The 23,331-nt window shown below is 64.7% G+C and carries 35 protein-coding genes and 1 pseudogene; 27 read left to right on the forward strand and 9 right to left on the reverse strand.

Annotated features, from left to right (window positions below; all coding sequences use genetic code 11):
• From MFF58_RS29040 to MFF58_RS32390, 6 genes and pseudogenes are all read left to right on the forward strand, one after another.
• A pseudogene (locus MFF58_RS29040) lies at positions 1-93 on the forward strand (IS5/IS1182 family transposase); the annotation flags it as partial.
• 156 nt (positions 94-249) lie between these two features.
• The gene (locus MFF58_RS29045; RefSeq protein ID WP_238293394.1) at positions 250-630 is read left to right on the forward strand and encodes a COG4315 family predicted lipoprotein; all 381 of its coding nucleotides are present in this window, start codon (positions 250-252) and stop codon (positions 628-630) included.
• A 31-nt stretch (positions 631-661) separates the two neighbouring features.
• A complete protein-coding gene (locus MFF58_RS29050; RefSeq protein WP_238293396.1) occupies positions 662-1,171 on the forward strand; it encodes an RNA polymerase sigma factor in 510 nt (169 codons plus the stop codon).
• Positions 1,168-1,977 carry an anti-sigma factor family protein gene (locus MFF58_RS29055; RefSeq protein WP_238293398.1) on the forward strand — a complete coding sequence of 270 codons (810 nt, stop codon included), beginning with the start codon at positions 1,168-1,170 and terminating at the stop codon, positions 1,975-1,977. The genes MFF58_RS29050 and MFF58_RS29055 overlap by 4 nt, the downstream gene beginning before the upstream one ends.
• 177 nt (positions 1,978-2,154) lie before the next feature.
• On the forward strand, positions 2,155-2,328 hold the full coding sequence (locus MFF58_RS29060) for a hypothetical protein (protein WP_238293401.1): 174 nt from the start codon (positions 2,155-2,157) through the stop codon (positions 2,326-2,328).
• Between the two features lie 408 nt (positions 2,329-2,736).
• Positions 2,737-2,868 (forward strand): hypothetical protein, encoded by a 132-nt coding sequence (locus MFF58_RS32390; RefSeq protein WP_283206481.1) that lies wholly within the window; start codon positions 2,737-2,739, stop codon positions 2,866-2,868.
• 183 nt (positions 2,869-3,051) lie between these two features.
• Here MFF58_RS32390 and MFF58_RS29065 read toward each other — a convergent pair whose 3' ends face one another.
• On the reverse strand, positions 3,052-3,525 hold the full coding sequence (locus tag MFF58_RS29065) for a PAS domain S-box protein (RefSeq protein ID WP_238293403.1): 474 nt from the start codon (positions 3,523-3,525) through the stop codon (positions 3,052-3,054).
• Between the two features lie 216 nt (positions 3,526-3,741).
• Between MFF58_RS29065 and MFF58_RS29070 the strand changes: the two genes are divergently transcribed.
• Positions 3,742-4,194 carry a BLUF domain-containing protein gene (locus MFF58_RS29070; protein WP_283206482.1) on the forward strand — a complete coding sequence of 151 codons (453 nt, stop codon included), beginning with the start codon at positions 3,742-3,744 and terminating at the stop codon, positions 4,192-4,194.
• A 48-nt stretch (positions 4,195-4,242) separates the two neighbouring features.
• Here MFF58_RS29070 and MFF58_RS29075 read toward each other — a convergent pair whose 3' ends face one another.
• On the reverse strand, positions 4,243-4,779 hold the full coding sequence (locus tag MFF58_RS29075) for a MarR family winged helix-turn-helix transcriptional regulator (RefSeq protein ID WP_238293407.1): 537 nt from the start codon (positions 4,777-4,779) through the stop codon (positions 4,243-4,245).
• A 77-nt stretch (positions 4,780-4,856) separates the two neighbouring features.
• Here MFF58_RS29075 and MFF58_RS29080 point away from each other — a divergent pair, with 77 nt between their 5' ends.
• From MFF58_RS29080 to MFF58_RS29085, 3 genes are all read left to right on the forward strand, one after another.
• Positions 4,857-5,120, forward strand: a complete 264-nt coding sequence (locus MFF58_RS29080) for a hypothetical protein (protein ID WP_238293409.1) — start codon at positions 4,857-4,859, stop codon at positions 5,118-5,120.
• Between the two features lie 10 nt (positions 5,121-5,130).
• Positions 5,131-5,265, forward strand: a complete 135-nt coding sequence (locus tag MFF58_RS32395) for a hypothetical protein (protein ID WP_283206483.1) — start codon at positions 5,131-5,133, stop codon at positions 5,263-5,265.
• A gap of 239 nt (positions 5,266-5,504) precedes the next feature.
• Positions 5,505-5,810: a DUF6894 family protein gene (locus tag MFF58_RS29085; protein ID WP_238293411.1), complete on the forward strand. Its 306-nt coding sequence runs from the start codon at positions 5,505-5,507 to the stop codon at positions 5,808-5,810.
• Positions 5,811-5,981: 171 nt separating this feature from the next.
• Here MFF58_RS29085 and MFF58_RS29090 read toward each other — a convergent pair whose 3' ends face one another.
• Complete coding sequence (locus MFF58_RS29090) at positions 5,982-6,287, reverse strand: hypothetical protein (RefSeq protein ID WP_238293413.1); 306 nt, start codon at positions 6,285-6,287, stop codon at positions 5,982-5,984.
• Positions 6,288-6,294: 7 nt separating this feature from the next.
• A complete protein-coding gene (locus tag MFF58_RS29095) occupies positions 6,295-7,980 on the reverse strand; it encodes a methyl-accepting chemotaxis protein (RefSeq protein ID WP_238293455.1) in 1,686 nt (561 codons plus the stop codon).
• A 297-nt stretch (positions 7,981-8,277) separates the two neighbouring features.
• On the opposite strand from MFF58_RS29095, the gene MFF58_RS29100 reads away from it, so the two are divergent.
• Positions 8,278-8,514 carry a hypothetical protein gene (locus MFF58_RS29100; RefSeq protein ID WP_238293415.1) on the forward strand — a complete coding sequence of 79 codons (237 nt, stop codon included), beginning with the start codon at positions 8,278-8,280 and terminating at the stop codon, positions 8,512-8,514.
• Between the two features lie 10 nt (positions 8,515-8,524).
• On the opposite strand, the gene MFF58_RS29105 is transcribed toward MFF58_RS29100, so the two are convergent.
• Positions 8,525-8,896 carry a hypothetical protein gene (locus MFF58_RS29105; RefSeq protein ID WP_238293416.1) on the reverse strand — a complete coding sequence of 124 codons (372 nt, stop codon included), beginning with the start codon at positions 8,894-8,896 and terminating at the stop codon, positions 8,525-8,527.
• A gap of 561 nt (positions 8,897-9,457) precedes the next feature.
• Between MFF58_RS29105 and MFF58_RS29110 the strand changes: the two genes are divergently transcribed.
• Together MFF58_RS29110 and MFF58_RS29115 are read left to right on the forward strand one after the other, a co-directional pair.
• Positions 9,458-10,192 (forward strand): alpha/beta fold hydrolase, encoded by a 735-nt coding sequence (locus tag MFF58_RS29110; protein WP_238293417.1) that lies wholly within the window; start codon positions 9,458-9,460, stop codon positions 10,190-10,192.
• Between the two features lie 10 nt (positions 10,193-10,202).
• A complete protein-coding gene (locus MFF58_RS29115) occupies positions 10,203-12,209 on the forward strand; it encodes a hybrid sensor histidine kinase/response regulator (protein ID WP_238293418.1) in 2,007 nt (668 codons plus the stop codon).
• A gap of 532 nt (positions 12,210-12,741) precedes the next feature.
• On the opposite strand, the gene MFF58_RS29120 is transcribed toward MFF58_RS29115, so the two are convergent.
• Positions 12,742-12,951 carry a hypothetical protein gene (locus MFF58_RS29120; RefSeq protein WP_238293420.1) on the reverse strand — a complete coding sequence of 70 codons (210 nt, stop codon included), beginning with the start codon at positions 12,949-12,951 and terminating at the stop codon, positions 12,742-12,744.
• A 123-nt stretch (positions 12,952-13,074) separates the two neighbouring features.
• Positions 13,075-13,761: a hypothetical protein gene (locus tag MFF58_RS29125; protein ID WP_238293422.1), complete on the reverse strand. Its 687-nt coding sequence runs from the start codon at positions 13,759-13,761 to the stop codon at positions 13,075-13,077.
• Between the two features lie 593 nt (positions 13,762-14,354).
• Between MFF58_RS29125 and MFF58_RS29130 the strand changes: the two genes are divergently transcribed.
• The 5 genes from MFF58_RS29130 to MFF58_RS29150 all read left to right on the forward strand — a co-directional run bounded on the left by MFF58_RS29130 (position 14,355) and on the right by MFF58_RS29150 (position 18,219).
• Entirely contained in the window at positions 14,355-14,801 is a 447-nt protein-coding gene (locus tag MFF58_RS29130; RefSeq protein WP_238293424.1) for a hypothetical protein, read from the forward strand.
• Positions 14,798-15,724, forward strand: coding sequence for a DUF7146 domain-containing protein (locus tag MFF58_RS29135; protein ID WP_238293426.1), 927 nt, complete (start codon positions 14,798-14,800; stop codon positions 15,722-15,724). Before MFF58_RS29130 ends, MFF58_RS29135 begins: the two co-directional genes overlap by 4 nt.
• The gene (locus MFF58_RS29140) at positions 15,721-17,160 is read left to right on the forward strand and encodes a phage/plasmid primase, P4 family (protein WP_238293428.1); all 1,440 of its coding nucleotides are present in this window, start codon (positions 15,721-15,723) and stop codon (positions 17,158-17,160) included. Before MFF58_RS29135 ends, MFF58_RS29140 begins: the two co-directional genes overlap by 4 nt.
• A 145-nt stretch (positions 17,161-17,305) precedes the next feature.
• Positions 17,306-17,566 (forward strand): hypothetical protein, encoded by a 261-nt coding sequence (locus MFF58_RS29145; protein WP_238293430.1) that lies wholly within the window; start codon positions 17,306-17,308, stop codon positions 17,564-17,566.
• Positions 17,567-17,868: 302 nt separating this feature from the next.
• Complete coding sequence (locus tag MFF58_RS29150; protein ID WP_238293432.1) at positions 17,869-18,219, forward strand: hypothetical protein; 351 nt, start codon at positions 17,869-17,871, stop codon at positions 18,217-18,219.
• A 23-nt stretch (positions 18,220-18,242) separates the two neighbouring features.
• Here the strand turns inward: MFF58_RS29150 and MFF58_RS29155 are convergent, their stop codons facing one another.
• Positions 18,243-18,455: a hypothetical protein gene (locus MFF58_RS29155; RefSeq protein WP_238293434.1), complete on the reverse strand. Its 213-nt coding sequence runs from the start codon at positions 18,453-18,455 to the stop codon at positions 18,243-18,245.
• An 84-nt stretch (positions 18,456-18,539) separates the two neighbouring features.
• Here MFF58_RS29155 and MFF58_RS29160 point away from each other — a divergent pair, with 84 nt between their 5' ends.
• The 7 genes from MFF58_RS29160 (at position 18,540) to MFF58_RS29190 (ending at position 21,869) form a co-directional block, all read left to right on the forward strand.
• On the forward strand, positions 18,540-18,884 hold the full coding sequence (locus tag MFF58_RS29160) for a hypothetical protein (protein ID WP_238293436.1): 345 nt from the start codon (positions 18,540-18,542) through the stop codon (positions 18,882-18,884).
• On the forward strand, positions 18,884-19,045 hold the full coding sequence (locus tag MFF58_RS29165; protein WP_238293438.1) for a hypothetical protein: 162 nt from the start codon (positions 18,884-18,886) through the stop codon (positions 19,043-19,045). Before MFF58_RS29160 ends, MFF58_RS29165 begins: the two co-directional genes overlap by 1 nt.
• Entirely contained in the window at positions 19,042-19,236 is a 195-nt protein-coding gene (locus MFF58_RS29170; protein WP_238293440.1) for a hypothetical protein, read from the forward strand. The genes MFF58_RS29165 and MFF58_RS29170 overlap by 4 nt, the downstream gene beginning before the upstream one ends.
• A 79-nt stretch (positions 19,237-19,315) precedes the next feature.
• Positions 19,316-19,735 carry a DUF5681 domain-containing protein gene (locus MFF58_RS29175; RefSeq protein WP_238293442.1) on the forward strand — a complete coding sequence of 140 codons (420 nt, stop codon included), beginning with the start codon at positions 19,316-19,318 and terminating at the stop codon, positions 19,733-19,735.
• Positions 19,732-20,328 carry a hypothetical protein gene (locus MFF58_RS29180; RefSeq protein WP_238293444.1) on the forward strand — a complete coding sequence of 199 codons (597 nt, stop codon included), beginning with the start codon at positions 19,732-19,734 and terminating at the stop codon, positions 20,326-20,328. The genes MFF58_RS29175 and MFF58_RS29180 overlap by 4 nt, the downstream gene beginning before the upstream one ends.
• Before the next feature lie 7 nt (positions 20,329-20,335).
• The gene (locus tag MFF58_RS29185; RefSeq protein WP_238293446.1) at positions 20,336-20,587 is read left to right on the forward strand and encodes a hypothetical protein; all 252 of its coding nucleotides are present in this window, start codon (positions 20,336-20,338) and stop codon (positions 20,585-20,587) included.
• A gap of 214 nt (positions 20,588-20,801) precedes the next feature.
• Positions 20,802-21,869 (forward strand): hypothetical protein, encoded by a 1,068-nt coding sequence (locus tag MFF58_RS29190; protein ID WP_238293449.1) that lies wholly within the window; start codon positions 20,802-20,804, stop codon positions 21,867-21,869.
• Between the two features lie 480 nt (positions 21,870-22,349).
• On the opposite strand, the gene MFF58_RS29195 is transcribed toward MFF58_RS29190, so the two are convergent.
• Positions 22,350-22,754, reverse strand: a complete 405-nt coding sequence (locus MFF58_RS29195; protein ID WP_238293450.1) for a tyrosine-type recombinase/integrase — start codon at positions 22,752-22,754, stop codon at positions 22,350-22,352.
• Between the two features lie 44 nt (positions 22,755-22,798).
• Between MFF58_RS29195 and tnpA the strand changes: the two genes are divergently transcribed.
• Together tnpA and tnpB are read left to right on the forward strand one after the other, a co-directional pair.
• The gene (gene tnpA / locus MFF58_RS29200; RefSeq protein WP_238293452.1) at positions 22,799-23,212 is read left to right on the forward strand and encodes an IS66-like element accessory protein TnpA; all 414 of its coding nucleotides are present in this window, start codon (positions 22,799-22,801) and stop codon (positions 23,210-23,212) included.
• On the forward strand, positions 23,209-23,331 hold a 123-nt coding region (gene tnpB, locus MFF58_RS29205; RefSeq protein ID WP_238293457.1), incomplete at its 3' end, for an IS66 family insertion sequence element accessory protein TnpB. The genes tnpA and tnpB, both read left to right, overlap by 4 nt.

A 23,331-nucleotide genomic window follows, 5' to 3' on the forward strand; every position in this document is an offset into this window, starting at 1 on the left:
GACTTCCGCCGCATCGCCACCCGGTACGACAAGCTCGCTCGCAACTACGCCTCAGCCGTCGCCCTGGCTGCAATCATCGCCTTCTGGTGCTGATCGAGTCCAAACCCTAGAAAGCCTGACGCGGGCGGGCGTTCGCGCCTGAACCTCGTCCTCAGGTCGCGCTCGCATTATTTTCACGGTGATGGAATAGATCCGGTCTCATCGGCATCTCTCCCTTCCGATCCGGGTGGATCGTGGGAGGTTCAATCCATGCGCATGTTCCGGCTTCCGGTGACTATCCTCGCCGCGCTGCTGTCCACGGTTGCCTTCGCAGCTGAACCGGCGGCGACGGGCAAGACTGCTAAGGGTCCGACCCTCGTCGATGCCAAGGGCATGACCCTTTACACCTTCGACAAGGACAGCGCCGGCAAGTCCGCCTGCAACGGTCCCTGCGCCAGCAACTGGCCGCCGCTGGCTGCGGCCGCCGGTGCCAGCCCATCCGGCTCGTGGACGGTTGTGGCCCGTGACGACGGCAGCAAACAGTGGGCCTACAAGAACAAGCCGCTCTACACCTGGGCCAAGGACACCAAGCCCGGCGACATCACCGGCGACGGCTTTCTCAACGGTGCGTGGCACGTCGCCCAGCCGTAACGATCGTCCGTTCGACGTGGAGGAAAGCGGCGTGGACGAGATCGCCCGGCTGATCGAGCCGCAGATCCCGGCTCTGCGCCGCTACGCCTTCGCGCTTCTGCGCGACCGGGAGGCAGCCGACGATCTCGTTCAGGACACGCTGGAGCGGGCCGTCGCCGCTTGGTCGGGTCGCCATCGGGACGGCGACGTGAGGGCGTGGCTCTTCAAGATCGAACGCAACCTGTTCCTCCGCATGGTCCAGCGGCGCAGCCGGGCCGGGCGGGAGGTCGGCTCCGAGGCGCTGGAACAAGTTCCCGATCCGTGCGCCGATCCCGAGGCGGACACTGGCGTCAAGGACGTGCTCGCGGGCATCGCCGCGCTTCCGGAGGAACAGCGTTCCGTGCTGTTGCTCATCGCGGTCGAGGACATGTCCTACGCCGAGGCGGCGGAGGTGCTGGGCATCCCCGTTGGCACGGTGATGTCGCGCCTGAGCCGGGCGCGGGAACGGATGCGCGGCTTCATCGAGACAGGACGAAACGGGTTTCTGAGGAGGGTCAAATGAGCGGCGCGACCCCGCGCCCGATCGACGAGGACGACCTCCTTGCCCTCGTCGACGGCCGGCTCGATCCCGCGCGCCGGGCTTTTGTCGAGAAATGGCTCGGGAGCCATCCCGAGGAGGCTGCACGCGTCGCTGCCGATCGGGACGTCCGCCGGCGCCTCCGGGAGCAGCTCGCTTCAATCGCGGACGAGCCAATACCCGAACGCCTTCGCTTGACCAACTTCATCCCGCTGCGGCCGGAGCCGGTCGCATCCCGCTGGCCCATCGCCGCGGCGGCCGCGATCAGCCTCGTGATCGGCGGTGCCGGCGGATGGGCGGGTCACGCAGCCATGCAGGCCAAGCCGATCCTAGAAAGGTCGGGCGCCGGTTCCGCGACACGGGATGCCGTCGCGGCCTTCCGGACGTTCACGGCCGAGGTGTTGCACCCCGTCGAGGTGAAGGCCGACCAGGAACCGCATCTCATCCAATGGCTGTCCAAGCGCCTTGGTCAGCCAGTCCTCGTGCCGGACCTCGGAGCAGAGGGCTTCCACTTAATGGGTGGCCGCGTCCTACCGGCGGGCAACACGCTCGCGGCGCTGCTGATGTACGACGACGACCAGGGCACAAGGCTGACGCTCTACTCCCGTGTCGGCGCCGCAGATGGAAGGTCGAGCTTCCGCTATGCCCGCGAGGGCGACGTGGCAGCTTTCTCGTGGGTCGAGGGCGGATTGTCCTTCGTCGTGACGGCGCGGATCGACGAGGCGCGCCTGCTCCGCACGGCCGGCACGATCGATGCCCAGCTCAGGGCTCGGACCAACGCCACGCCGTGACTCCGCGATGAACCAAGCGGCTCCGAAAAAACTCAGCCGCGATGGAATAAGGATTGGCCCGACGGTCTCTCCTCTGCTTGGTCAGTACCAGTTCCAAGTGGTTCGCCGATGTCTCGCGAACTTCGGAACGATGCGAGCTTGTTCTCATTCTGAGCCCAGACACACCCGGCTGATATCATGAGCTTATTTCAGATCGACGTAGGCAAGCCCCCGCAACCAGAAGCAGGGCGAGGTTTAGGACAGCGGCTGTTTGCTCGCTTCAGTTTAGCAGCCATCTTGCTCGCGGTGGCGCTCATCGTGTTGGGCTGGATCGGCGTCTTAGCTTGGGTGGTGATGTGGTTGCTCGGCTAGTACTGATCCTAGCTGGCAGTGCCCGGCTGATCGGCATGCATGAGCGGAGCGGCGTCGCAAAGGCGCCAGAACTCCACAAGCCCAGCAGCATAGGCGACGAGGAATACGGCGGCCCAGTTCATAGTCGTACCCTCCAAGCGCTACTGCCAGAGCCGTGGTCCGGTCCCACTTAATGCGCGGCTACCAAGCCTCACCACGCGCCTGTGTCATGAAATATAATGGTGATTATTGGACCATAAAGTCGAATGGGGGATTATTTTTCGAGACGCTCGCCTCCGGCTTATTGATCCGTTCTGAACGGACGCTGTCGAAGCGAAATATAGAAGAAAGTTTGTGGCTCGGGAGAAGCCGAGCTTTTGCCTTACGCTCGCTGCGCCCAGCCGGCATGATGAACGCGATTAAGGCCAGTTGGCCGGGCAGCTAGATGGGCCGGCTCGGATCTGGTGCGCAGGGGTGGGGATGAGCGATGACGTGACCGCCCTGCTCCTCGCCTTGACCCGGGAGAACGCCGAGTTGCGCGAGCAGCTCGCCGCCGCCTAAGACATGCTGATGGAGACCGGCGCCAACGCCGGGAACCTGTACGAGCGCCTTGAGGCCGTGCAGATCGAGTGCAACGCATGGCGGGCCGATGCCGAGCGGTTGAGAACCGTAGCCGTGCCGCAGCGAAATAGTTAATGAGCCGTTAGGCCGGTCCAGCGCTGTCTCGGATCCGAGCTGGAGGTCTCAACCGAAGATAGCCGGTTGTAAGCTCAAAGGGCCCATGCCGACTGGGTCTAGCCCAACAGGTGTGTAGCGGCCAACACCATTCTTGGACGGCCTTCCTCTGCGGCGAACGACCTCTCGTTCGAATGCGATGAAGGCTAGCGGCTGCTTATCCGTGCCCTGCAGCGCGCGGACGTCAAGCTCACACAGGTACGCCTCGCCCGAGTTGCGGTAGTTCTCCAACACGCCGTGAAACCGGCCCTCGTCTCGGAGCCTGCGCGCCACGAGCCGGGTGAGTTCCCCTCTCGTGCCTTCGCCCTGCAGCAAACGCGGTGAGTTCCCCACGACCTTAGAACCGGCGTAGCCGCTCATGCGAGCAAAGGCCGGATTGACGTACAGCACCGTCGGGCCCGGTCGCTCCAAGTCGATGTCGGTGAGAACAACGGCCGTGTCTAACGGCTCCGCGAACAAGCGAACAAGCTCCACGATCGTCACGGCACCAATTCCTCCCCATGTAAATCTAAGTTAAGTCAGAAAATATTAACATATTGTTCACGTGAGAGAGGGGACGCGAGGGGGTGGGAGAGAGCTAATTCAGATATTCTTAGTAGCTGTTGGCACATGTGAGCACGTCGACGCACCTATGCAGGCGCTTTACGCGACCGGGCCGATCGGCTCCGCATTCCCTCACATCAGCAAGGCACGCCGCCGATGATCCATCAACTCGTCTACTACAGCCGGAATACTGTCCCGGGTGATGGCCGTGCCATGCTGACCAACATGCGCGAGATCCTCTCGGTGTCTCAGCGCAACAACAGCCGCGATGGCGTCACCGGCTTCCTGATTTTCGATAAGACGTGGTTCGTGCAGATCCTTGAGGGTGAGCGCGCCCAGGTGACCGAGACCTACAACCGCATCGCCCGCGACACGCGCCACTCAGCCGCGGCCATCATCAACGTGCGCGACGTACCGGCACGTCTGTTCCCGAACTGGACCATGGGTGGCGCGATGCGTACGCCGGAGGTGCAGGAGGTCTATCTACAGCACGGGTTTGGCGGCCCACTGGAGCCTGCCCGCCTCAAGTCGGAGCAGATCATCAATCTAGCCTTGGATCTCCAGGCGTTCGAGGTGGACCGCCGGCAGGGGCAACGGATGGCGAGCTGAGACACCGGCGGGGGCCTGCGCGGCAGCAGGCCCTCCCCCTGCGGCATCTCATTCGCTTTCAGGCTGCTCCAGCAGGGCGGTGACTCGGTCGATCTCGCGCTTGAGCGCCTGGATCGGCTCCTCCGTCCCGCCCAGCGCGCAGACGATCTGCTCCCTGGCAGCACCCGCCTTCCGGCGCAGAGCACGACCCGCGTCGGTCAGCTCCACCCGCAGGAGCCGCTCGTCGGCCGGATCCCGGCCACGGCGCAGCAGACCATCTCGCTCCAGGCGCTTGAGCAGCGGCGTCACCGTGCCAGAGTCGAGCCTCAGACGCGTGGCGATCTGCTTCACGCTCTGCCCGTCCTCCTCCCACAGCGCCAGCATGGCGAGGTACTGCGGATAGGTGAGACCGAGCGGCTCGAGCAGCGGCTTGTAGGCAGCCGTGAACGCATGGGCTGCGGCGTAGACCGAGAAGCACAGCTGCCGGTCCAGCGGCAGCACGTCAGGGTCATTGGCAGCGCCGTCCGTCTGGGCAGCTGTGGTCTTGGTCTGAGGTCGAGGGGCACCCTTGGTCATGCCGTAGGTGTAGCATGATGAGCTCCGCAAGGCATAGATCGCATCTGATTTGACATCTAACGATTGGAACCATAATGGTTGGTTAACAAACGCAGGGGGATCCAATCATGGCACGCACCGCTTCACCGCTCACGCTCGCCGCCGCCGCTGGTACCGGCATCGGCCTGACGATCTTCGGCGTGCTGGCCTTCGGTGGTGCGGGGCATGCCGAGACGCTGATCACCAAGCCGCTCCCGGCCATGGTCGCCCTGCAGAGCAGCGCTCCCGCCCTGCCGGCTGTCAGTCAGCGTGACGCGCAGTGGACCCTGGCGCAGGACCGCTCCGGGCGCGTGGTGCGGGTGGTCTATCCCGGCCCGTACGCCCAGCGCTGAGGCGGCGGTGATGATCACGGCCGCCGTGCTCCTGCTCATGCCGGTTCTCCTGACCGCCCTGACCTTTGCGGTCGGCGAGCGCCTGGAGCCGTTCCCGAACAAGGACGACCTCTGGCAGCTGCCCCGTCGCTCCTCTGTGCTCTAGGCAGCCGCGCTCACGCAGCTCAGGCAAGGCCGGTCAGAGGTGGAGACGTCGCCCTAGATCGCGCGGCTCTGCGCTCGGCGCGGACTAGGCCATCTGGTTAGGTTTCTGCCGCGCTTTGGCGCGCCTACACAGCACTGCAACAGCGCGGATCGCGCTCGCCGCCCGGCAACTGTCGGACCGCCGGGCATACGGCGTGTCTCACCTGATCGGCCGCCTTTGCCACCGAAAGGACGCTCACGATGCCGCGCTACTTCTTCGACATCCATGACGACGTATTGGCGGTGAGCGACGCCGAGGGTGAGGTGTGCGCCAGCCCTGACGAGGCTGGGCGGCGTGCGGCGCAGATCCTGTTGGAGATCGCGCAGCCTAATCTCAACCAGAACGGCTGCAGCGAGCTGTTAGCCCTGGTGCGGGACGAGACGCAGCGGGTGGTGTTCACTACAACCCTCAGCATCGTCGGCAAGCGGTTCGATGCACCCGTCCTGCTGCCGGGCTGCCATGGTGGTGCGAGAAGATCCGGCAGCTCCGAGCGCCAGTACGCCTAACAGCAGCGCCTCGATCAACACCAGCCGTCGCCCTGTGCGACAGCTTTTTTGACGGTCCTGTATCGTTTTGCCGTCGCGCTGCCGATCCTCGCGCGGCCAGAAAACGCGCTCGACCTCTACGCCAGCGACTTGGACGGGATGCCGCCGCTACTCGACTAAGGAAAGCGCGGTTCAGGAACCGCTGGAAAAGCGCTGGGCTCTATCAGCCAGATCCTGAACCTTCTCGAGCAGCTGCTGCAACGCGGCCACTTCGAGCTGATCCTGCATACCGAGCTGGTGCAGCGACTGACGCAGCCGATCTAACGCACCCTCCAGGCCGTGGCTCATGGAGAGCAGCGTCTCCCCGTTGGCGTGGATGTGGCTCACGCGCGAGCCGAGATCCACGCCTTGCTCCTGCGCGGCGGCGAGATCCGCGCTCAGGCGCGTGATCTGATCTGCATCGGGATGGCGGGCCGGCAGGATGTGGATCTCGGCCATAGCGACCTCAGGCAGCGCGAACGGTGGTGAGGAAGCGGCTCATCTCGGCTGCGAGTTGCTCGGACTGACGCGACAGCTCGGAGGCCGCCCCGAGCACCTGATGAGCCGCTGCGCCCGTGTCCTCAGACGCGCGTGCCACACCGGCGATGTTGCTGGTCACCTCACCCGTACCCTGCGCGGCTTGCGCGACGTTGCGCACGATCTCCTGCGTGGCCGCACCCTGCTGCTCGACGGCCGCGGCGATGCTGGTGGCCACGCCGCTAATCTCCTGGATGCGCGCGCTGATCGAGCCGATGGCCCCGACCGCCTGACTGGTCGAGCCCTGGATCCGTCCGATCTGCCCCGAGATCTCGCTCGTCGCCCGGGCGGTCTGGTTGGCTAGCTCCTTCACCTCGGAGGCGACCACGGCAAAGCCCTTGCCCGCTTCACCCGCTCTGGCTGCCTCAATGGTGGCGTTCAGGGCCAAGAGGTTAGTCTGACCGGCGATCGTCGAGATAAGCGTCACCACATCGCCGATCCGCGACACGGCCCCGTTCAGCTCCTGCACGAGCGCGGCCGTCTGGGCGGCCTCTTCCACGGCCGTTCGGGCGAGTTCCGCCGAGCCGGCTACCTGTCGGCCGATCTCCTGCACCGACGAGCCCAGTTCCTCAGCGGCGGCCGCGACCGTGTTGACGTTCACGGCGGCCTCTTCAGCAGCAGCGGCTACACTCGTGGATTGACTGGCCGTCTCGCTGGCCGTCGAGGTCATCTGCTGCGCTGTGGCTTGCAGCTCCGTGGCCGAGGAGGAGACCATGCCGACGATGCCGCCGACCGCCTGCTCGAAGCTGTCGGCCATCTGGCGCATGCCGGCCTTGCGCTGCTCCTCGGCTGAGGCACGGGCGAGCGCCGTCTCCTCCTCCAGCTGACGCGTGCGGATCAGGTTGTCCTTGAACACCTGAACGGCCGACGCCATCGCGCCGATCTCGTCCCGCCGCCCGACACTGGGAACAGCGACGGTCGCATCACCGGACGCCAGCACACCCATCGCTGAGGTCATGCGCTCAACGGGCCGCGCAATGCCCAAAAGGCTGAAAAGAGCCGCACCGAGCGAGGTGAGCAGGGCGACAGCCATGGCGATGTAGGCGGTGCGGGTGGCCGCATCGGCGCTCGCGATGCTGGCACTCACAGCGGCCTCTGCAGCCTGCTTGTTGAGGCTGACGCCCTGTTGCAGAGCATCTCCGGCTCCCTTGGCCAGCTGCGCCAACTCAGGCTTGACCAGGAGGGTCAGCGCCTCCGCCTTGCGATCGGCAGCCATGGCATCAAGCACAGGCTGCTGATCCTTCAGGTACTGAGCCCAGGCCATCGAGAACTGACCATAGGCGGCCTTCTCGTCGGGGGAGCTGATCATCGGCTCATACTCACGCCGGAGCTGGGCGATCGCGTCTGCGGCCGCAGCGAGCGTCTTGGTATTGGCAGCGAGGTCAGCCGGCGAGTTGGAAGCGGCGACGAACCGGTAGAGCTTGACCCGGTAGTCGCGCGTGGCGGTGTTGATGCGGTTGACGGTGTTGACAGCCGGAAGGCGTACCGCACCGACTTCGCTGACGTTCTGCCGGATCTCGGCCAGATCTCGGATGCTGAGCAGCCCCTGGCCTGCGGAGATCACAGCAGCCAGCCCGAACAGGCCGGCGAGCGAAGACTTGATTGACAAGCGCATGGATGAGACAACCAGCTCATAGGACACGTCTGCATTCTATATTCAGTATCCCAGTTTAAATATGATTTAACGAGACACGGCAGCGGCTCGCCGTGTTCATGTCGTATGGAACCTGACGTCCTCACTCGCGGACGCGACTGATTGCAACGCGCCTGCCGTGGGAAATGTAACTCATGTTAAGGCTACTCTAACCATCTCAGGTCAGCACGGTGTAAACGGATGATTGACTTCGCATTCTGCAGCGGCCAAGAACCCAGTAATCGGGACGCGCCTCAACACGCGAAGCTGTCTAGCCCGATGCTGAAGTGGGTTGCTGGAGTGATCGCGACGCCGCGGGTCATCCCCTTCAAACTGTTCCGGCGGCGCGCCGATGCACGCTTGGACATTGCTACAGAAGCTCAGGTATTTCTCACCTCACCGCCGATCTCGATGTCTCTGGTCCAGGCGCCGCAAGCTTCGAACGACGACGCGATGGAGTCGGTGTTCGAGGAGGTTGAGCAGGCGCTGAAGTGGGCCGGTCTCATCGCTGCCTGAGCGTAGCGGCTCAACCGTAGGGACCGCCGAACAGGTCGCCGAGCGCCTTGCGCTGGAACAGCGTGCGCCAGCGCCGCCTCTGATGCTCCGGCCGGTCATGGATCATGTGGCACCTCTGGCAAAACGCCGCGAGGTTGGCGTCCGCGTTGTTAGAGGTGTCGTGGTCGCGATGGGCTGCGGCCAGAACAACCCGCGTCCTCCGCACGTTCCGAATTACGTCGGCAGAGCCGGCCTTGAGCCGGATCCGCCTACCCCACCCGTCGCGCCAGGAGGCAGCCTCAGCGTCCCACCAGCGGCCGTCCCCGAGGTGATAGACCATCCCCCGCCCTTGCGGCCGCCCGCAGCCCTCGCAGCAGCCCTTGGCGCGGCCGAACCGGATCACGGCCGAGAGCTGCGGCTAGTCGATGGGATAGAAGAAGCGGTGCTCGCGTCGGATCGGCATGGGACGGCACTGTGCCACCCGCGATAATGAAAGCGTAGCGGTTCGGCGAGCTGCCGGTCAGCCGCTCACAGCAACCCGCGGCCCGATCAGACCCGCGGGGTCCGACGACTGGGCGATGCCGCATGACGGCCAGGGCATGAGGATGGTGCAGACCGACTGCCGCGACAGGCGAGCAAAGCTCCCCCTCCCATCTCGGCGGCCGGTCCACAGTCCCAGAACGAACCACCACGGTTACGGTTCACCACTGCCGGAGCGGCGGAATACCGAGCCATCTGCAGCCTGTTAGGACCTACCCGCGATGGCAGGCCCACCGTAGGCTTATCGTCCTGTCCGCTGGAGTATGCCAATGCGGACTTGCGCGCTGATTTTGGGCTCGGCAGCCCTGCGCGGATTGGGCGTTATGGAGCATCGGGTGTAACGACGGGGGCAGCGCGGAGGAGTGCAGCGTTGTCAATCATCCAGCGGCATAACATCAGGCTGGCCGGGGCCGGACCAACCGCGATGGTCTTCGCGCACGGCTTCGGCTGCGACCAGAACATGTGGCGCTTCGTGGCTCCAGCCTTCGAGAACAACTACCGCACGGTCCTGTTCGACCACGTCGGTGCGGGCGGCTCCGACCACTCCGCCTATGACCCGGAGAAGTACGCCTCCCTCGACGGCTACGCCGACGACGTGGTCGAGCTCTGCCGCGCTTTGGACGTGAAGGGTGGCGTCTTCGTCGGACACTCGGTGAGCGCCATGATTGGCGTCCTCGCCTCGAAGAAGGCTTCCGAGCTGTTCGACACCCTCGTGATGGTGTGCCCGTCGCCCCGGTACATCGACGACGGCGACTACGAGGGCGGCTTCAGCGAAGCCCAGGTCCACGAGCTTCTGGACTTCCTCGACAGTAACCACATGGGCTGGTCGCAGGCGATGGCGCCGGTCATCATGGGCAACCCGGACCACCCCGAGCTCGGCGAGGAGCTCACCAACAGCTTCTGCCGCACCGACCCCGACATCGCCAAGCGCTTCGCCCGTGCCACCTTCCTCTCGGACAATCGCGCCGACCTCGCCGGCGTCACCGCGCGTTGCCTCGTGATCCAGTGCTCGGAGGACGTGATCGCGCCACTCTCGGTCGGGGAGTACGTGCACAGCAACCTTCGCGATAGCGAGCTCGTTCTCATCGACGCGACGGGCCACTGCCCGAACCTGAGCGCTCCCGAGGCGACCATCGCGGCCATCAAGGCGTTCCTGTGAGGTCGAGGACTTGAACGAGGCGACGCCCGTCTCCGAGGTGCAGGAGGCCGACGAGCTGGAAGACCTCTTCGAGAACGCGCCGTGCGGCTATCTCTCCACCTTACCGAACGGCAGGATCTCCAGGGCTAACCGTACCTTCTCCACCTGGACCGGGTTCGCCTCCGAGCAACTCGTCGGGCGCCGCTTCCTCGATCTGCTGAACATCGCCGGCAAGATCTACTACGAGACCCACTTCGCTCCGCTCCTGCGCATGCAGGGTTCGTTCAACGAGGTCGCCCTCGACCTCGTGCGTGCGGATAAGACGACCCTGCCGGTCCTCGTCAACGCCGTCGTGCGGCGGGATGAGGCGGGCGCCATCCGGTTCATTCGGGTGACGGTGTTCAACGCCTCCGACCGGCGGCGCTATGAGCGGGAGCTCCTTGAGGCACGCAGGACCGCTGAGCAGGCCGGGCTCGCCCTACAGGACCTCAACGCGACTTTGGAGACGCGCGTGGCCGAGCGGACGCGTGCGCTTGACCGCGCTTGGCGGCTCTCGCGGGACCTCCTCGTCGTCGCCAGAGCGGATGGCGTCCTGACCCAGGTCAACGCCGCGTGGACGGAGTTGCTGGGCTGGCAGGCGTCCGAGCTCGTGGGCCAGAGCTTCGTGACGTTCACCCACCCGGAGGACTTGGTCGCCACGCAGGCCGCGTTCGCCGGCATCTTCGAGAGGCCGCTCACCAAGCCCTACGAATACCGCCTGCGTCACGCGGACGGTTCCTACCGCTGGTTCGCTTGGACCGGCACGTTCGAGGAGGGCGAGGTCTACGCCACCGGGCGCCACACGACGGCGGAGCATGAGCAGGCGGCCTTGCTGGCCGAGGCCGAGGACGCCCTGCGGCAGTCGCAGAAGATGGAGGCGGTCGGTCAGCTCACCGGCGGGCTGGCGCACGACTTCAACAACCTGCTCGCGGCCATCTCCGGCAGCTTGGAGCTGATGCAGACCCGCATGAGCCAGGGTCGCCTCAACGATCTCGACCGCTACATGCAAGCCGCCCAGGGTGCCTCAAAGCGCGCTGCGGCCCTGACGCACCGCCTCCTCGCCTTTTCTCGCCGCCAGACCCTCGACCCCAAGCCCACCGACGTGAACCGGCTGGTGGCCGGTATGGAGGAGCTGATCCGGCGCACTGTCGGGCCATCCATCTACGTCGAGACGGTTGGCGCTCCCAGTCTCTGGCCAGCCCTCATCGACCCGCCGCAGCTTGAGAACGCGCTGCTGAACCTCTGCATCAACGCCCGCGATGCGATGCCGGACGGCGGCCGCATCACCATCGAGACCGCCAACAAGTGGCTCGACGACCGTGCGGCCCGGGAGCGCGACATGCCGCCGGGCCAGTACCTCTCGCTCTGCGTCACGGACACAGGCACGGGCATGCCCCCCGACGTGATCGCCCGTGTGTTCGATCCGTTCTTCACCACCAAGCCCGCCGGCCAGGGCACCGGCCTGGGGCTGTCGATGATCTACGGCTTTGCCCGACAGTCCGGCGGACAGGTGCGGATCTACTCGGAGGTGGGCCAGGGCACGACGATGTGCCTCTACCTACCCCGCCACTACGGCGCGGTGGACGCCGAAGACGCCTCCTACGTCCTGCCGGCCTCGCCCCGGACTGAACAGGATGGAACCGTCCTCATTGTGGACGACGAGCCGACCATGCGGATGCTGGTAACGGAGGTTCTCGAAGAACTCGGCTACACCGCCATCGAGGCGGCCGACAGCGCGGCGGGCCTGAAGGTGCTGCAATCGAACGTGCGCATCGACTTGCTCATCTCCGACGTGGGCCTGCCCGGCGGCATGAACGGGCGGCAGATGGCAGATGCGGGACGGGTTACTCGATCGGACCTGAAGGTGCTCTTCATCACGGGCTATGCCGAGAACGCGGCGGTCGGCAACGGCCTCCTGGAGCCGGGTATGCAGATCCTGACGAAGCCGTTCGCGATGGAAGCGTTGGCTGCCCGCATCAAAGACCTCATCGCAGGTTGACCCGTAGAAACTCGTTCCTGCGGCTCTCCGGAGTTGGGGGGCAAGCTACAGCTCACGAGCACCTTGCTCTGTGTCTTGGCTGTCCACATCCCGGTAAGGCTGCTCCAATGGAATGACCATGCAGCCGGAGCATGTCTTATTTTGTCCGATAGGGTATGCCGTAGCGGGCAGCGATGGAGGGCAGGATATCGCGTCCGCTAGGGTCGATTTCGGCCAACGGACAAGCTTCCATACGGACACCACCGCAGCGGACGGATATGCGTCTGGCGCTGGGATTGCTGGGTGTCGGAGAAGCGATCGTTTTCCCGACGAGACACGGGAGCCGGTCGCGAGCCGCCTAAAACGGCCCCGTTTGTGTCGGAAAATCGTGTCGGCATTTCTATTGCCGGAGAAACGCTGTTTCTACGATCCCGACATCTTTGTCGTCATGCACGAAGGTGGCCATCTCCATCCAGTTGCGCTGGATCGGCTCGGACGGCGCCGTGACGACGTTCGCGGAGGGCCTTGAAGCCCGAGGAGAACCCGCCGCTCATCAGGCGGCTACCGGCAGGCGCACAGCCGGGGCCGCGGGCGGAGTCGGATCGGGCTGATCGGTCGAGCGGATGGAGGCGAGGCCGACCGCAAGCGCCGTGCGGGTCGCAACGGACAGGCGGACACCGCCAGCGCGGGCGGCGGCGTCGAGATCCCGGCGCAGCGAGGCCGGGAGGCGAAGGGTCAGGAACTCATCGTGGGCGGTGCGCACGTCGAAACTCCCAGAGACGAAGCATCCGGGAAGTAAAACACGCTCAGACCGCCTGTGTCACAAATCTGTTTGTCGTTCCTGTCGTTTAAGACCGGCGCCTCCTAAAACAACTCCTCGACAAAATCAGTCGATACGCTTGTAGAGGTGCAGGTTTTTCTGCTTTTCAAACCGCGGGTCTGCCTCAATCTCATCGAGGCTTAGATCCTTCGGGGCACGCCGCGCCGGATCGGACTTCGGAGGCTTGCCCAATTCAATGACCGATCCGTCCCCGGTCCAGCGGTTCGCCACGCGGCCATCAAGAGCATCATCCACAGCGGCGCGATCGCTCCATGCCGCGTCCCAGATCATGTGTTCCACAGCAAGCCGGCGACCAAGCTGTCCGGGCGGTAGATCCCGCAATTTGCCATCCGCAGATGAGGCATTGTTGTCCGCATCAGGAAACGTCTCGCCCATCCAGAGATGACGCGAGACCAGCACCGAAAGCGCAGCACGAAGCGACTTCCGAGTCTCCATCTCCGAAAGACCGCGGTCTGAACACATCCTCAGCAGATCGCCGAAAACAGATCCGACAGACGACAGAAAATCGGTGGCACTTTGATTGTCGAAGACGGCCCCAATTCCTTCCTGACCCGTCAAATTCAAGCGGAACGACAGTTCAAGGCGGTGCTCTATTTCGCTACCCAGCGTCCGCGTTCCCTTTTCCGCTGACGCCTCCAGCCGGCTCCGAAGCCGCGGCGTAATCTTTGTGGTCACAGGAGCCCGCGCGGGCTCCGAACCACGGGCGCGTCGTGATCGCTCGGGCTTTTTCATCGCTTGCGTCCAGAAAGAGCAGGAGATGGCCTACCTTACTTGCGCCCAGCCAGAACGTCGAGTAGTTTGAGAAAGGTAGGTTGTTAGCTGCTCTTTCGGAGGACAGCGCATGAGTGTCCGTCAAACGGTCGAGGCGGGATTGGCCACGAAGGCTGGTCCGCTCGCGAAGGAGCTGGGGGTCAGCCCCTCGCTCATCTACGACATGATCCAGAGGGGGGGAGATCGAGGCGCGGCGCATCGGCCTGCGCAGACTCGTGATCCCGAACCACGCCGCCCGGAAGCTCCTCGGCATGGAGCCGCGGCAGGCCGCCTGATCCCCGCAATCGGCGGGGCGCACCCCTGCCGTGCCGGTCACGTCTGCGCCGAGCCGGCCGGCGCACAACTCAGGACCCACAAATGAAGAACCCCGCGCATCGCGGGGCGACGGCAGGGCTCTCCAAGAATGTCGCTTCGCGGGCTGACACTCATGGATATGCCGCAACACCCGTTGCCCTTCAAGTCCATCGCCTTGTTCAACGAGGTCTCACCCCAGCGGTAGCCGCTGAGGTCGCCAGCTTGGCCTTCCCCGTCATCGATGACTGGCGGGTGAGAGCATGACGCAGGCGCGCCCGATCCCGCAGAAGGTTGTCCGGCTGGTGCCGATGCTCGGCAGCACTGTCGACCACGAAGCCCTCTCCGCAGCCCGAGCAATCGGGCGCGTCCTCGACCGTGAGGGCCTTGGGTTCACCGACCTCGCCAACGCTATCGCGACCGGCGAGACCCGGAGCATTGAGGCGGCCCCCGCCCCGCGGCCCGACTGCCCGCGCGACCCAATCCCGCCGTTCAACGTCTACGCCTTCCGCCGGTCCTACACGCCTCGCCAAGAGGTCGAGCATCGTGCCCGCGTGCGGTTCTGCCAAGACCGAGCATGGCGTCTGACGGACTGGGAACGTGGCTTCCTCAACAACATCGCCCGCCAGCACGGCAACCTCACGATCCGCCAGGGCGACCTCCTCGCCGCCCTCACCGACCGCCTCGACATGGAGGCGCGTCGCGCATGATCGTCACCGACCTGCATCAGGTGACGGCCCGGTTCGGGGGTGAGGTGCGGGGTCACCGCGCCTACATCCCCGGCCCTGGCCACAGCCAGGAGGATCGCAGCCTCGCTGTCTGGCTGTGCGAAACCTCGCCGCTCGGGGTGATGACCCACAGCTTCGCGGGCGACCCCTGGCCGACCTGCAACGACTACATCGCGTCTGGGCTCGGGGCTGGGAACGACTACTGGCGCACGGCACGTCGGGTCGATCCGGCAGAGATCCGGCGCCTGACCGAAACGCGGCGCCGATCCGAGGCCCGAGTACGTGCTGCGGCCACTCGCCGTCAGGCCCAGGCCAGGGCCATCTGCAGCGTCGGTCAGGATCCGTTCGGGACACCGGTCGAGTTGCACCTCAACCGGCGGCGCCTGACGCTGCCGACCGAGATCGCGGGCACGGCCCTGCTCTACCACTCGGACTGCCCTTGGGAGCAGGGCACCGCGCACGCGCAGATCGCGCCGTTGACCTGCATCACCACGGGTCAGGTGATCGGGGTCCACCGGACCGCGCTGGCGCCGGACGGGACGAAGCTCGGGCGCAAGATGCTTGGCACCGCCGAGGGCGCCGCGGTGATGCTCGACCCCGTATCAGTCGTGACGGACACCCTGCACGTTGCCGAGGGGATCGAGACCGCCCTCGCCGCCCGTGAGCACTACGGCCTCGCCCCGATCTGGGCGCTCGGGACGTCGGGCGCCATCGGACGCCTACCCGTGCTGCCGGACGTCCAGCGCCTTGTCGTGATCGGCGAGAACGATGCCGGCGCCAGCCGCAGGGCGGTCGAGGCAGTCGGTGTGCGCTGGAGCGCCGTCGGACGGACAGTCGAAATCGTGTGGCCCCCCGCGGACCACAAAGACCTCAACGATGCCGTGATGGGAGGCGCCTCAGCATGAGCCTGAGCGAGCACGATCAGCACGCCGAAGAATTGCGGCGCGAGACCTTCAAACCGAATTCCGACCGCCCTGGCGACCCGTCCGTGGCGGACGCAGCGAAAGCCCTTGATGGCGAGATCCTGTCCGAGGACCGCGTGGCCGTCGAGTTCATCCAGCGCCATGGTGCCAAGGTTCGGTACGACCACACTGTGAAGTCGTGGTTCGTCTACGACGGCCAGCGGTGGCGGCAGGATAAGACCCGCCGCGCCTTCGCGTGGACCCGTGAGCTGGCCCGCGAAATGTCCTTGGACGAGGCCACCGGCACGCGTCGCTCAGCCGGCCGGGCGGGCTTCGCGCGTGGCGTCGAGGAGATGGCCAGCGGCGATCAGGGTGTGGCTGTCATCGCCGATGACTGGGACCGCGACCCGTTCCTGCTCGGCACCCCAGCGGGCACGGTCGACCTACGGACGGGTCTGATCCGGGCGCCAAAACCGGCCGACCTGATCACCAAGAACACCGCCGTGGCCCCGGCCATCCACGCCGAGTGCCCACGCTGGATCCGGTTCTTGGAGGAGACGACCGGGGGTGACGAGGAGCTGATGCGCTTCCTGCAGCAGTGGGCCGGCTACAACCTGACCGGCTCGACGCAGGAGCAGGCCCTCGCGTTCTTCCATGGGCCGGGCGGCAACGGGAAATCCGTGTTCGCCAACATCGTCGGCGGCGCGATGGGCGAGTACGCCAAGGTTGCGGCGCTCGACACCTTCACCGCCTCGCCGCACGAACGGCACCCCGAGGAGCTGGCGGCCCTGGCCGGCGCCCGCATGGTGTCGGCGTCCGAGACCGAGGCCGGCAAGCGGTGGGCCGAGGCGCGGGTGAAGTCCCTCACCGGCGGCGAGACCATTCGCGCCCGGTTCATGCGGCAGGACAGCTTCGAGTTCAGGCCACAGTTCAAGCTGTCGGTGCTCGGCAACTACGCGCCGGCCATCACGAACCTCGACGACGCGATCCGGCGTCGGTTCCTGATCGTGCCGTTCACCCGCAAGCCCGCGCATCCGGATCCGACGCTGGAGGAGCAGCTTCGCGCCCAGTGGCCCGGCATCCTGCGCTGGATGATCGATGGCTGCCTGGACTGGCAGCAGCACGGCCTGTGCAAGCCCGCCTCCGTGCTGGCCGCGACGCAGGACTACTTCGCCGATCAGGACGTCTTCGCCCAATTCCTCGACGAGCGGTGCGACGTGGACCGTGAGAACGAGCACAAGTTCGAGGCGAAGGTCGTGCTGTTCAACGCATGGGCCGACTACGCCAAGGCCGTCGGCGAGCCGGCCGGGACCGGCAAGACCTTCAAGGAGGCCATGCGCCGCCGCGGCTTCCCCGACCCGGTGCAGATCAAGGCCATCAGGACCAAGGGCTACCGCGGCATCTGCCTGACCTTGGCCCAGAGCCGAGAGAGCTATTAGCCATGACCGCAAGGTTTCAGGTTTCCAAAGTTTTAGAAACTTCCCCATCCACCCTTATGCATGCGTGCGCGCGTCACGCGAACAAACACAAGGTTTCCGAAACTTTGGAAACCGGATCGGGCTGTTCCTCGCGGTGTTACGGCCGATGATCCCCGCCGCCGACACCTGGGGGCCATTCCGGTCCGACATCGACCAGCCCGAGCGCGTTGCCCGCCTCCGCTGCCTTCGCGCCGTCGTCCACCTGTCGACCGGCCCGCGCGGGCAGGCCCTCGCCGATCTGTTGCTGCGCGCCGAGCAGGACGATGAACTGCTGCCGCCGGCCCTGTCCGCCCTTGCCAGCCTCGACCCGCTCGATAAGCGCCGGGTCTGGGCGAGCTACGCCGCCCTGAACCGCACCGCAGCCTGAGGAGACCACCATGCGCACGCCGACTGGAACCATCATCCCGTTCCCCCGCGAGCGCTGTCGGCCAACTACATCTGGTGTCCGCGTTGCCTACGTCGCGGACCGCTGGTGCGTCGAGCGGCTCGACCAGGGCATCATCATCGACCGGCAGATCATGCCGGCGCGGTCCGATGCTCAGCGTGTCGCCGTCCGGACCAGCCGCCGAGACAAGGTGACATTGCTCCCCCCGGCGCTCACAGACCGCCCGCGCCCTTGGTCGGGACGCCGGCCCAGCACCCCTGACGATGCAGCCTGAAGGAACCGCCATGCCTGTGACCCCCATCGAGGCCGCCGACGCCCTGCTGCGCGTCATTGTGAAGGGCGACCGCGAGCGGTTCGCCGCGAGGCTCGCCGCCTTCAAGGGCCGCCCGTTCATGGATCCCGGCACGTCCGGCGCCACCGACGTCCTCGACGTTGCTGGGCTCGCCGCGGACCCGGTCGGGACCGCCTGCCGAGCCGAGCTGCGTCGGATCGGTAATGCTATCTACGCAGCCGGCGTCTCCGACGCGTTGAGCGCGGCCAAGATTTCAGTCGCCGAAATGGACAGGACCTACGCGGATTGGCGCACCATCGTCCTGGAGAGCGTGTGGGCCGGGATCAGAAGGCGCGTGTCGTGATCCAGAAACTGCCAGCCTGCGACTTACTTTTCGCCCGCCGTCCGTTCAGCTTCTTGCGAGCCGCGCTTGAGGCTGTGCTTCACGGTCATCTTCGTGCGGTCAGCCGCGTGCTGCTGTTCGGGCGAGGGCCATGCCTGCGGGCACCCATTCTCACCGAGCAGCTTCCGACCGGCACGCTCGCCGGCTTCACGTTCTTTCTGGGACGGGTTTGCGCCGCCGCTTTGGTCGTAGGCCATCGGGCCCTCCTGACCCTACACCAACTCCTAGAGATGTCAGGGGTTCGGGGGCCAGGGGCCGTGGCGGATAGTTAGGAGCACCACATGAAGCGTCCGCTGATCACCAGCTTTTCCGCTCCGACGCCGAGCCAGGAGCCACGCCCAGCACTTCAGCAGCCAACCGTGCAGTCTTGGCGCGAGGTCGCACCGATCGTGGCCACCCTGATCACGACCCTGGAAGCTGTCGAGACCGGACCGAAGGCTGGACCCGCGATGAAGGCGCACCGCTCTGCCATGCGCCGGCAGGGGAGTGCGGCTGCGGCACTCGGTGGATCCGAGTCGATGGAAGCCGTGCTGCACCAAGTTGCGGAGGTCGACCTCGATCGCGCCGAGCAGCGTCTCGCGTTCGTCCGTGAGGCTTGGACCGGTCTGCCGGGATGGTGCTCGTGATGGCCGCCGTGACCCTCATGGGCTGGGCCGCTATCCGGGCGCAAACTGCCTACCGGCATCGCTGCGACGAGCCGCTCATCGCCGGGATCTATACCAACAGCGCGATCCGCTTCGGCCTCGCCGGGATCGTCTGCTTCATCGGCGTAAAGGTTCTGGGATGACGCCCCGCGAGCGCGCCGCCTTCAACCAGGGCGTCGAAGCCGTCCGGCAGGCTGCTCTCATCATCGCGGTGACGATCGAGGCACAAGACGGTTCACAGGGGCCACGACAGCAAGCCGCTGTTGCTGCCCTGCAGGCTCTAGCCGAGGGCGCCAAAGACCTGATGTTGCCCGAGCCGGAGGATCGGTCGTGAAACCTCTTGGTCAGTGCTATTTATCTGCAACCTGTATTTATCCTGTTGTTTGCAGGACCGTCCAGCCGGGGTGCGCGTGATGCCGAAGGAAGAAACTCAGTTCGAGCCCGGCCAGTCCGGCAACCCCGCTGGCCGCCCCAAGGGCAGCCGCAACCGCTCCACCTTGGCTCTAGAGGCGATCTTCGAGGGCGAGGCAGAAGCCCTCTCCCGCAGGGCCATTCAGATGGCCTTAGAGGGCGACGGCCCTGCGATGAAGCTCTGCCTCGACCGGCTGCTGTCCCCGCGCCGGCATCGGTCAATCTCCTTCGATTTGCCGGTGATCGAGAGCGCGGCCGACCTGCCCAAAGCGACCGAGGCCATGCTGCGGGCCGTGGCTTCCGGCGAGATCACGCCCAGCGAAGCCGCCGACATCGGCAAAGCGGTGTCCGCCCACATCGAGGCGATCACAGCCGCCCAGATGGCGGAACGCCTCGCCCGCCTGGAGGAAGCCAACGGATGAGCGCCAACCTCGCCAGCCTGGAGCGCCGTCTATCCAAGATGGAGGCGAGCCGCCGCCCGCCCCGCGGCTTGTTCTACGTCGCGTGGGGCTCGACCCCTGCCGAGATCGAGGCGTCCCTGGATCAGGCCCGCCATGCCAGAGCCATTGCCGACGGCGATCCGGTCGTGCGGTGCGCTTGGCCTGTCGAGTATCCGATCCCAGCGAGCCGTTGGGCCCGCAACGACATGCGGGAGTTCGACAAGATCGAGTTCGGCGCCCTGATGGGCGAGGTCGACCGCTTTCAGGATGGGTTGCTTGCTGCTGTCCGTGCAGAAGCACGCCGACGCGGTGAGCCCGATCCAGACCCCGACCAGATAGAGATCGAGGCCGTGACGCCTGAACGCGACGAGAAGGCCCGCACTATGACGGACGCCGCTCTCATCGGCGTGGTCCTCGCCGTCCCGTTGAACGGCGCTCGCACGTCCCTGACCGAGGACAGGCTGTGGCGCATCATCAGCTACACCGAGACGCTGGGCGTGCGTGACCGGATCCGCGGCCGTGACGACGCCCTGCTCCGCGCGACCCAGTGTGCCGGCCGCACCACGACACACTGACGGAGCCATGAGCCTCGTCGATCTCGAACGCCGTCTCGCCCGCCTGGAGGCGGCGCGCTATGTCGGCGCCCCGACCGCTCTACTCTCAGATGCCCCGTTCGGCGACGCGGCGGGCGATCTGCGGGCGGCCGACGCCCTCGCGAACTGGCAGCGCTGGGTCGCGCAGGAGAAGGCGACTCTCAGTAACGGCGTGCTGTGCCTCGTCAGCCCCGAACTATCCTCCGAGGAGTGGGCGGCCCGGTTCGTTACTGAGCATTGAACGGCTGGCCCGCTCAGGGTCGTGAATTTAGTGAAACTACGGCAGCCGCGAGAAAACATTTGAGTGCGCGACGGATTAAATTGAAAATTTGCCCACAAACGATGCTGGATGAGGCCGAAAGATTGAAATTTGACGATATCGACAGTCGTCAGCCGATATGGCAGTCTAAAGGATGCAGTAGTCGTCTGCGCACGCGCCTTGATGGAGTGGTAAAGTGAAACTGAAAATATTATCAGTTGTTCTAGCCACTTCTCCAAATTTTGCATATGCCGATGAAGCAGCAACAAAGGCATGTACAGATGTTTATAAAAATTCTACAAGAAACTTTTCAGAGCTTGAGCAAAACAAGGTCGAACTAGCTCGCTCCTATTCTTCATTCTGTAAGAGGGATGGTTCGGTCAACACCTCAGCTAGTGGAATTGGTCTTGAGGCCGTTGTAAAAGCCATTCCCTTCAAGTTCTCTGCAACGAGTAGCAATAGCTCTCAAAAACTCGAAGAATTCTGCAAGGTTGGACAGAGTCAATTCGACAGCTGGAATTCCAGTAATTTCGCATCTTCGAGTGTGGCGACTGACGCGCTATCTAATTTTAACAATTGTATGCAGATAGCTAATTCCGGATTGCAGCTAACATTTTCAATAAACCAGCCGTCAAATCTGGTCGTATCCGGCTACGCAAATGCAGGATATTCGGGTCACATCACATCAATCGCATATGATGATCAGAATATGGAATGCACTAGCGCTGATTTTAATTCTGAGCATAAATCCGAAAAGCTATACGGAGCCGCGCATATAAAGATTTCTGATCCATTTGCCATCACATGCACAAAGAAATCATCACTAGCAGCAGATGGCAGCACTAGATACTATCCAAGGACAACCTTGACGCTCACAGCGAGCGCTGTTAGTCCGCTGGCGATAGTCTTCCCTTCTGACACTCTGAACGGATTTGAGTTGTCCTCGCAAGCAGGTCTTGCCGTCGCCCAAGCAAGCAGCGAAGTAGCGGCTGCAAAAAGCGCACTGTCAGCACAAACGCAAATCTCAGACTCTTTGCAAAAACGCATCGATGGCGTTGATGTAACAGTAACAACACACGAGTTGGGATCTGGAACGAGTTGGGGATGCGGTCCTTATGGCGCGGATTGGGGAAGAGGAATTTTAGAAGAAGCTCAAAAAGTTTGCGGTTCCAATAAATTCAAGCTTGGATCAAACAACGTTAGAGGCGGTGGGACTTGCGGTTACGGTTCTATAGGCTTCTCATGTGTAATAGTACCAAAGTAGCATCAAACAATAATAAACAAAAATTCTAACTGATTAACTCAGGAATTATAAAAACCTGAGCCGCTGTGCCCCTTGAAAGCGTTCGCCCTACGGACGTAGCCGATCACGGTCTTGGGATCCCGGTGCCCAGACTGGTCCATAATACGGGCGAGGTCGGCTACGCAGTCGGTGGGCATCGCGTCAAAGCCGAAGCCGGAGGCGGCGAAGGTCAGCGGCTACAAGACAATGCGGACCGGCGGCGGATCCTGGCGGGTGTAGGCCGTCCGTGACTCTGGGCGCTGCGATGGCTAAAGGGCGCGCCTCTCACCGGAGGACGCACTATGAATTGGGACCAGATGAACGAGAAGCAGCGGACTGATTGGCTGCGGGCTCGGTAGCAGGATCTTGAGCAGAAACACGCGAACCTGATCCGCCAGACCGATGCGGCGCTTGGGGAAGCCTTCGACCGGATCAAGAAACTGGAAGACGCCCTATCAGCAGCTAAAGGAACCCGCTCCCCGAATGTCCCTTGAACAGGCTTGCGCGCCTGATGTAGCCGACGACCGTCCGCGGATCCCGGTGGCCTGACTGGTCCATGATCCGGGCGAGATCGGCACCGCGCTCGGCCGCCGTGGTGATGTAGCCGGCCCGCAGGGAGTGTGCCCCGAACGTCGAAGCATCGAGGCCGGCGGCGGCGCAGTAGCCCTGCAGGATGTTGGCGACGGATCGGTCCGTGAGGCGCACGCCATCGCCCTGACGAACATTCCCCGACCGCGACACCGGCCGAAACACCGGACCCGCCGAGATCCCGGCCGCGTCGAGCCATTCCCGTACCAGTGCGACGGGTCGGATGAACGTAAGCGCTGTCTGGGCGGCACCTTCCGGCAGACGGCGTGAAGGCGACATACGGAGCGGATTGGGAGCTCCGTCACATGTCGATGTCAGGGCGTATGGCTATGTCGGAGCCGATCCGGCGCTTGGAGCTGTTCACCGGGGCCGGTCGGCGCCGGACGTGGTCGGATGAGGAGAAGGCCGCCATCGTCGCCGAGAGCGATGGGCCGGGCACCTCGATCAGTGCGGTGGCGCGCCGGCATGGATTGAGCGCCTCGCAGCTGTTCACGTGGCGCCGCCTGGTGCGTCAGGCTGGGGGGCACGACGGCGAGCGCCCACTGCAGTTCGTGCCGGCCGTGATGAGTGTGGGCCCGCAGGAGCCGACGTCTGCCGAGCTGAGCCCCGAGCTGAGGGAGCGATGCGGCGGCCACAGCATCGAAGTTGAGATCGCCGGCGCCACGGTCCGCATCGCTGAGGGCGCGAGCCCGGTTCAGATCGCCGCGGTGATCCGGGCGCTGAAGGCTCCCCTATGATCGGGCCCTCCGGCGCGGTGCGCGTGATGCTGGCCACCCGGCCCGTGGACTTCCGCAAGGGCATGGACGGGCTGGCCGCTCTGGTCCGGGACGCGATGGGTGGAGATCCGTTCTCCGGT

It is taken from the genome of Methylobacterium longum, assembly GCF_022179385.1.
Taxonomy (GTDB): Bacteria; Pseudomonadota; Alphaproteobacteria; order Rhizobiales; family Beijerinckiaceae; genus Methylobacterium; species Methylobacterium longum.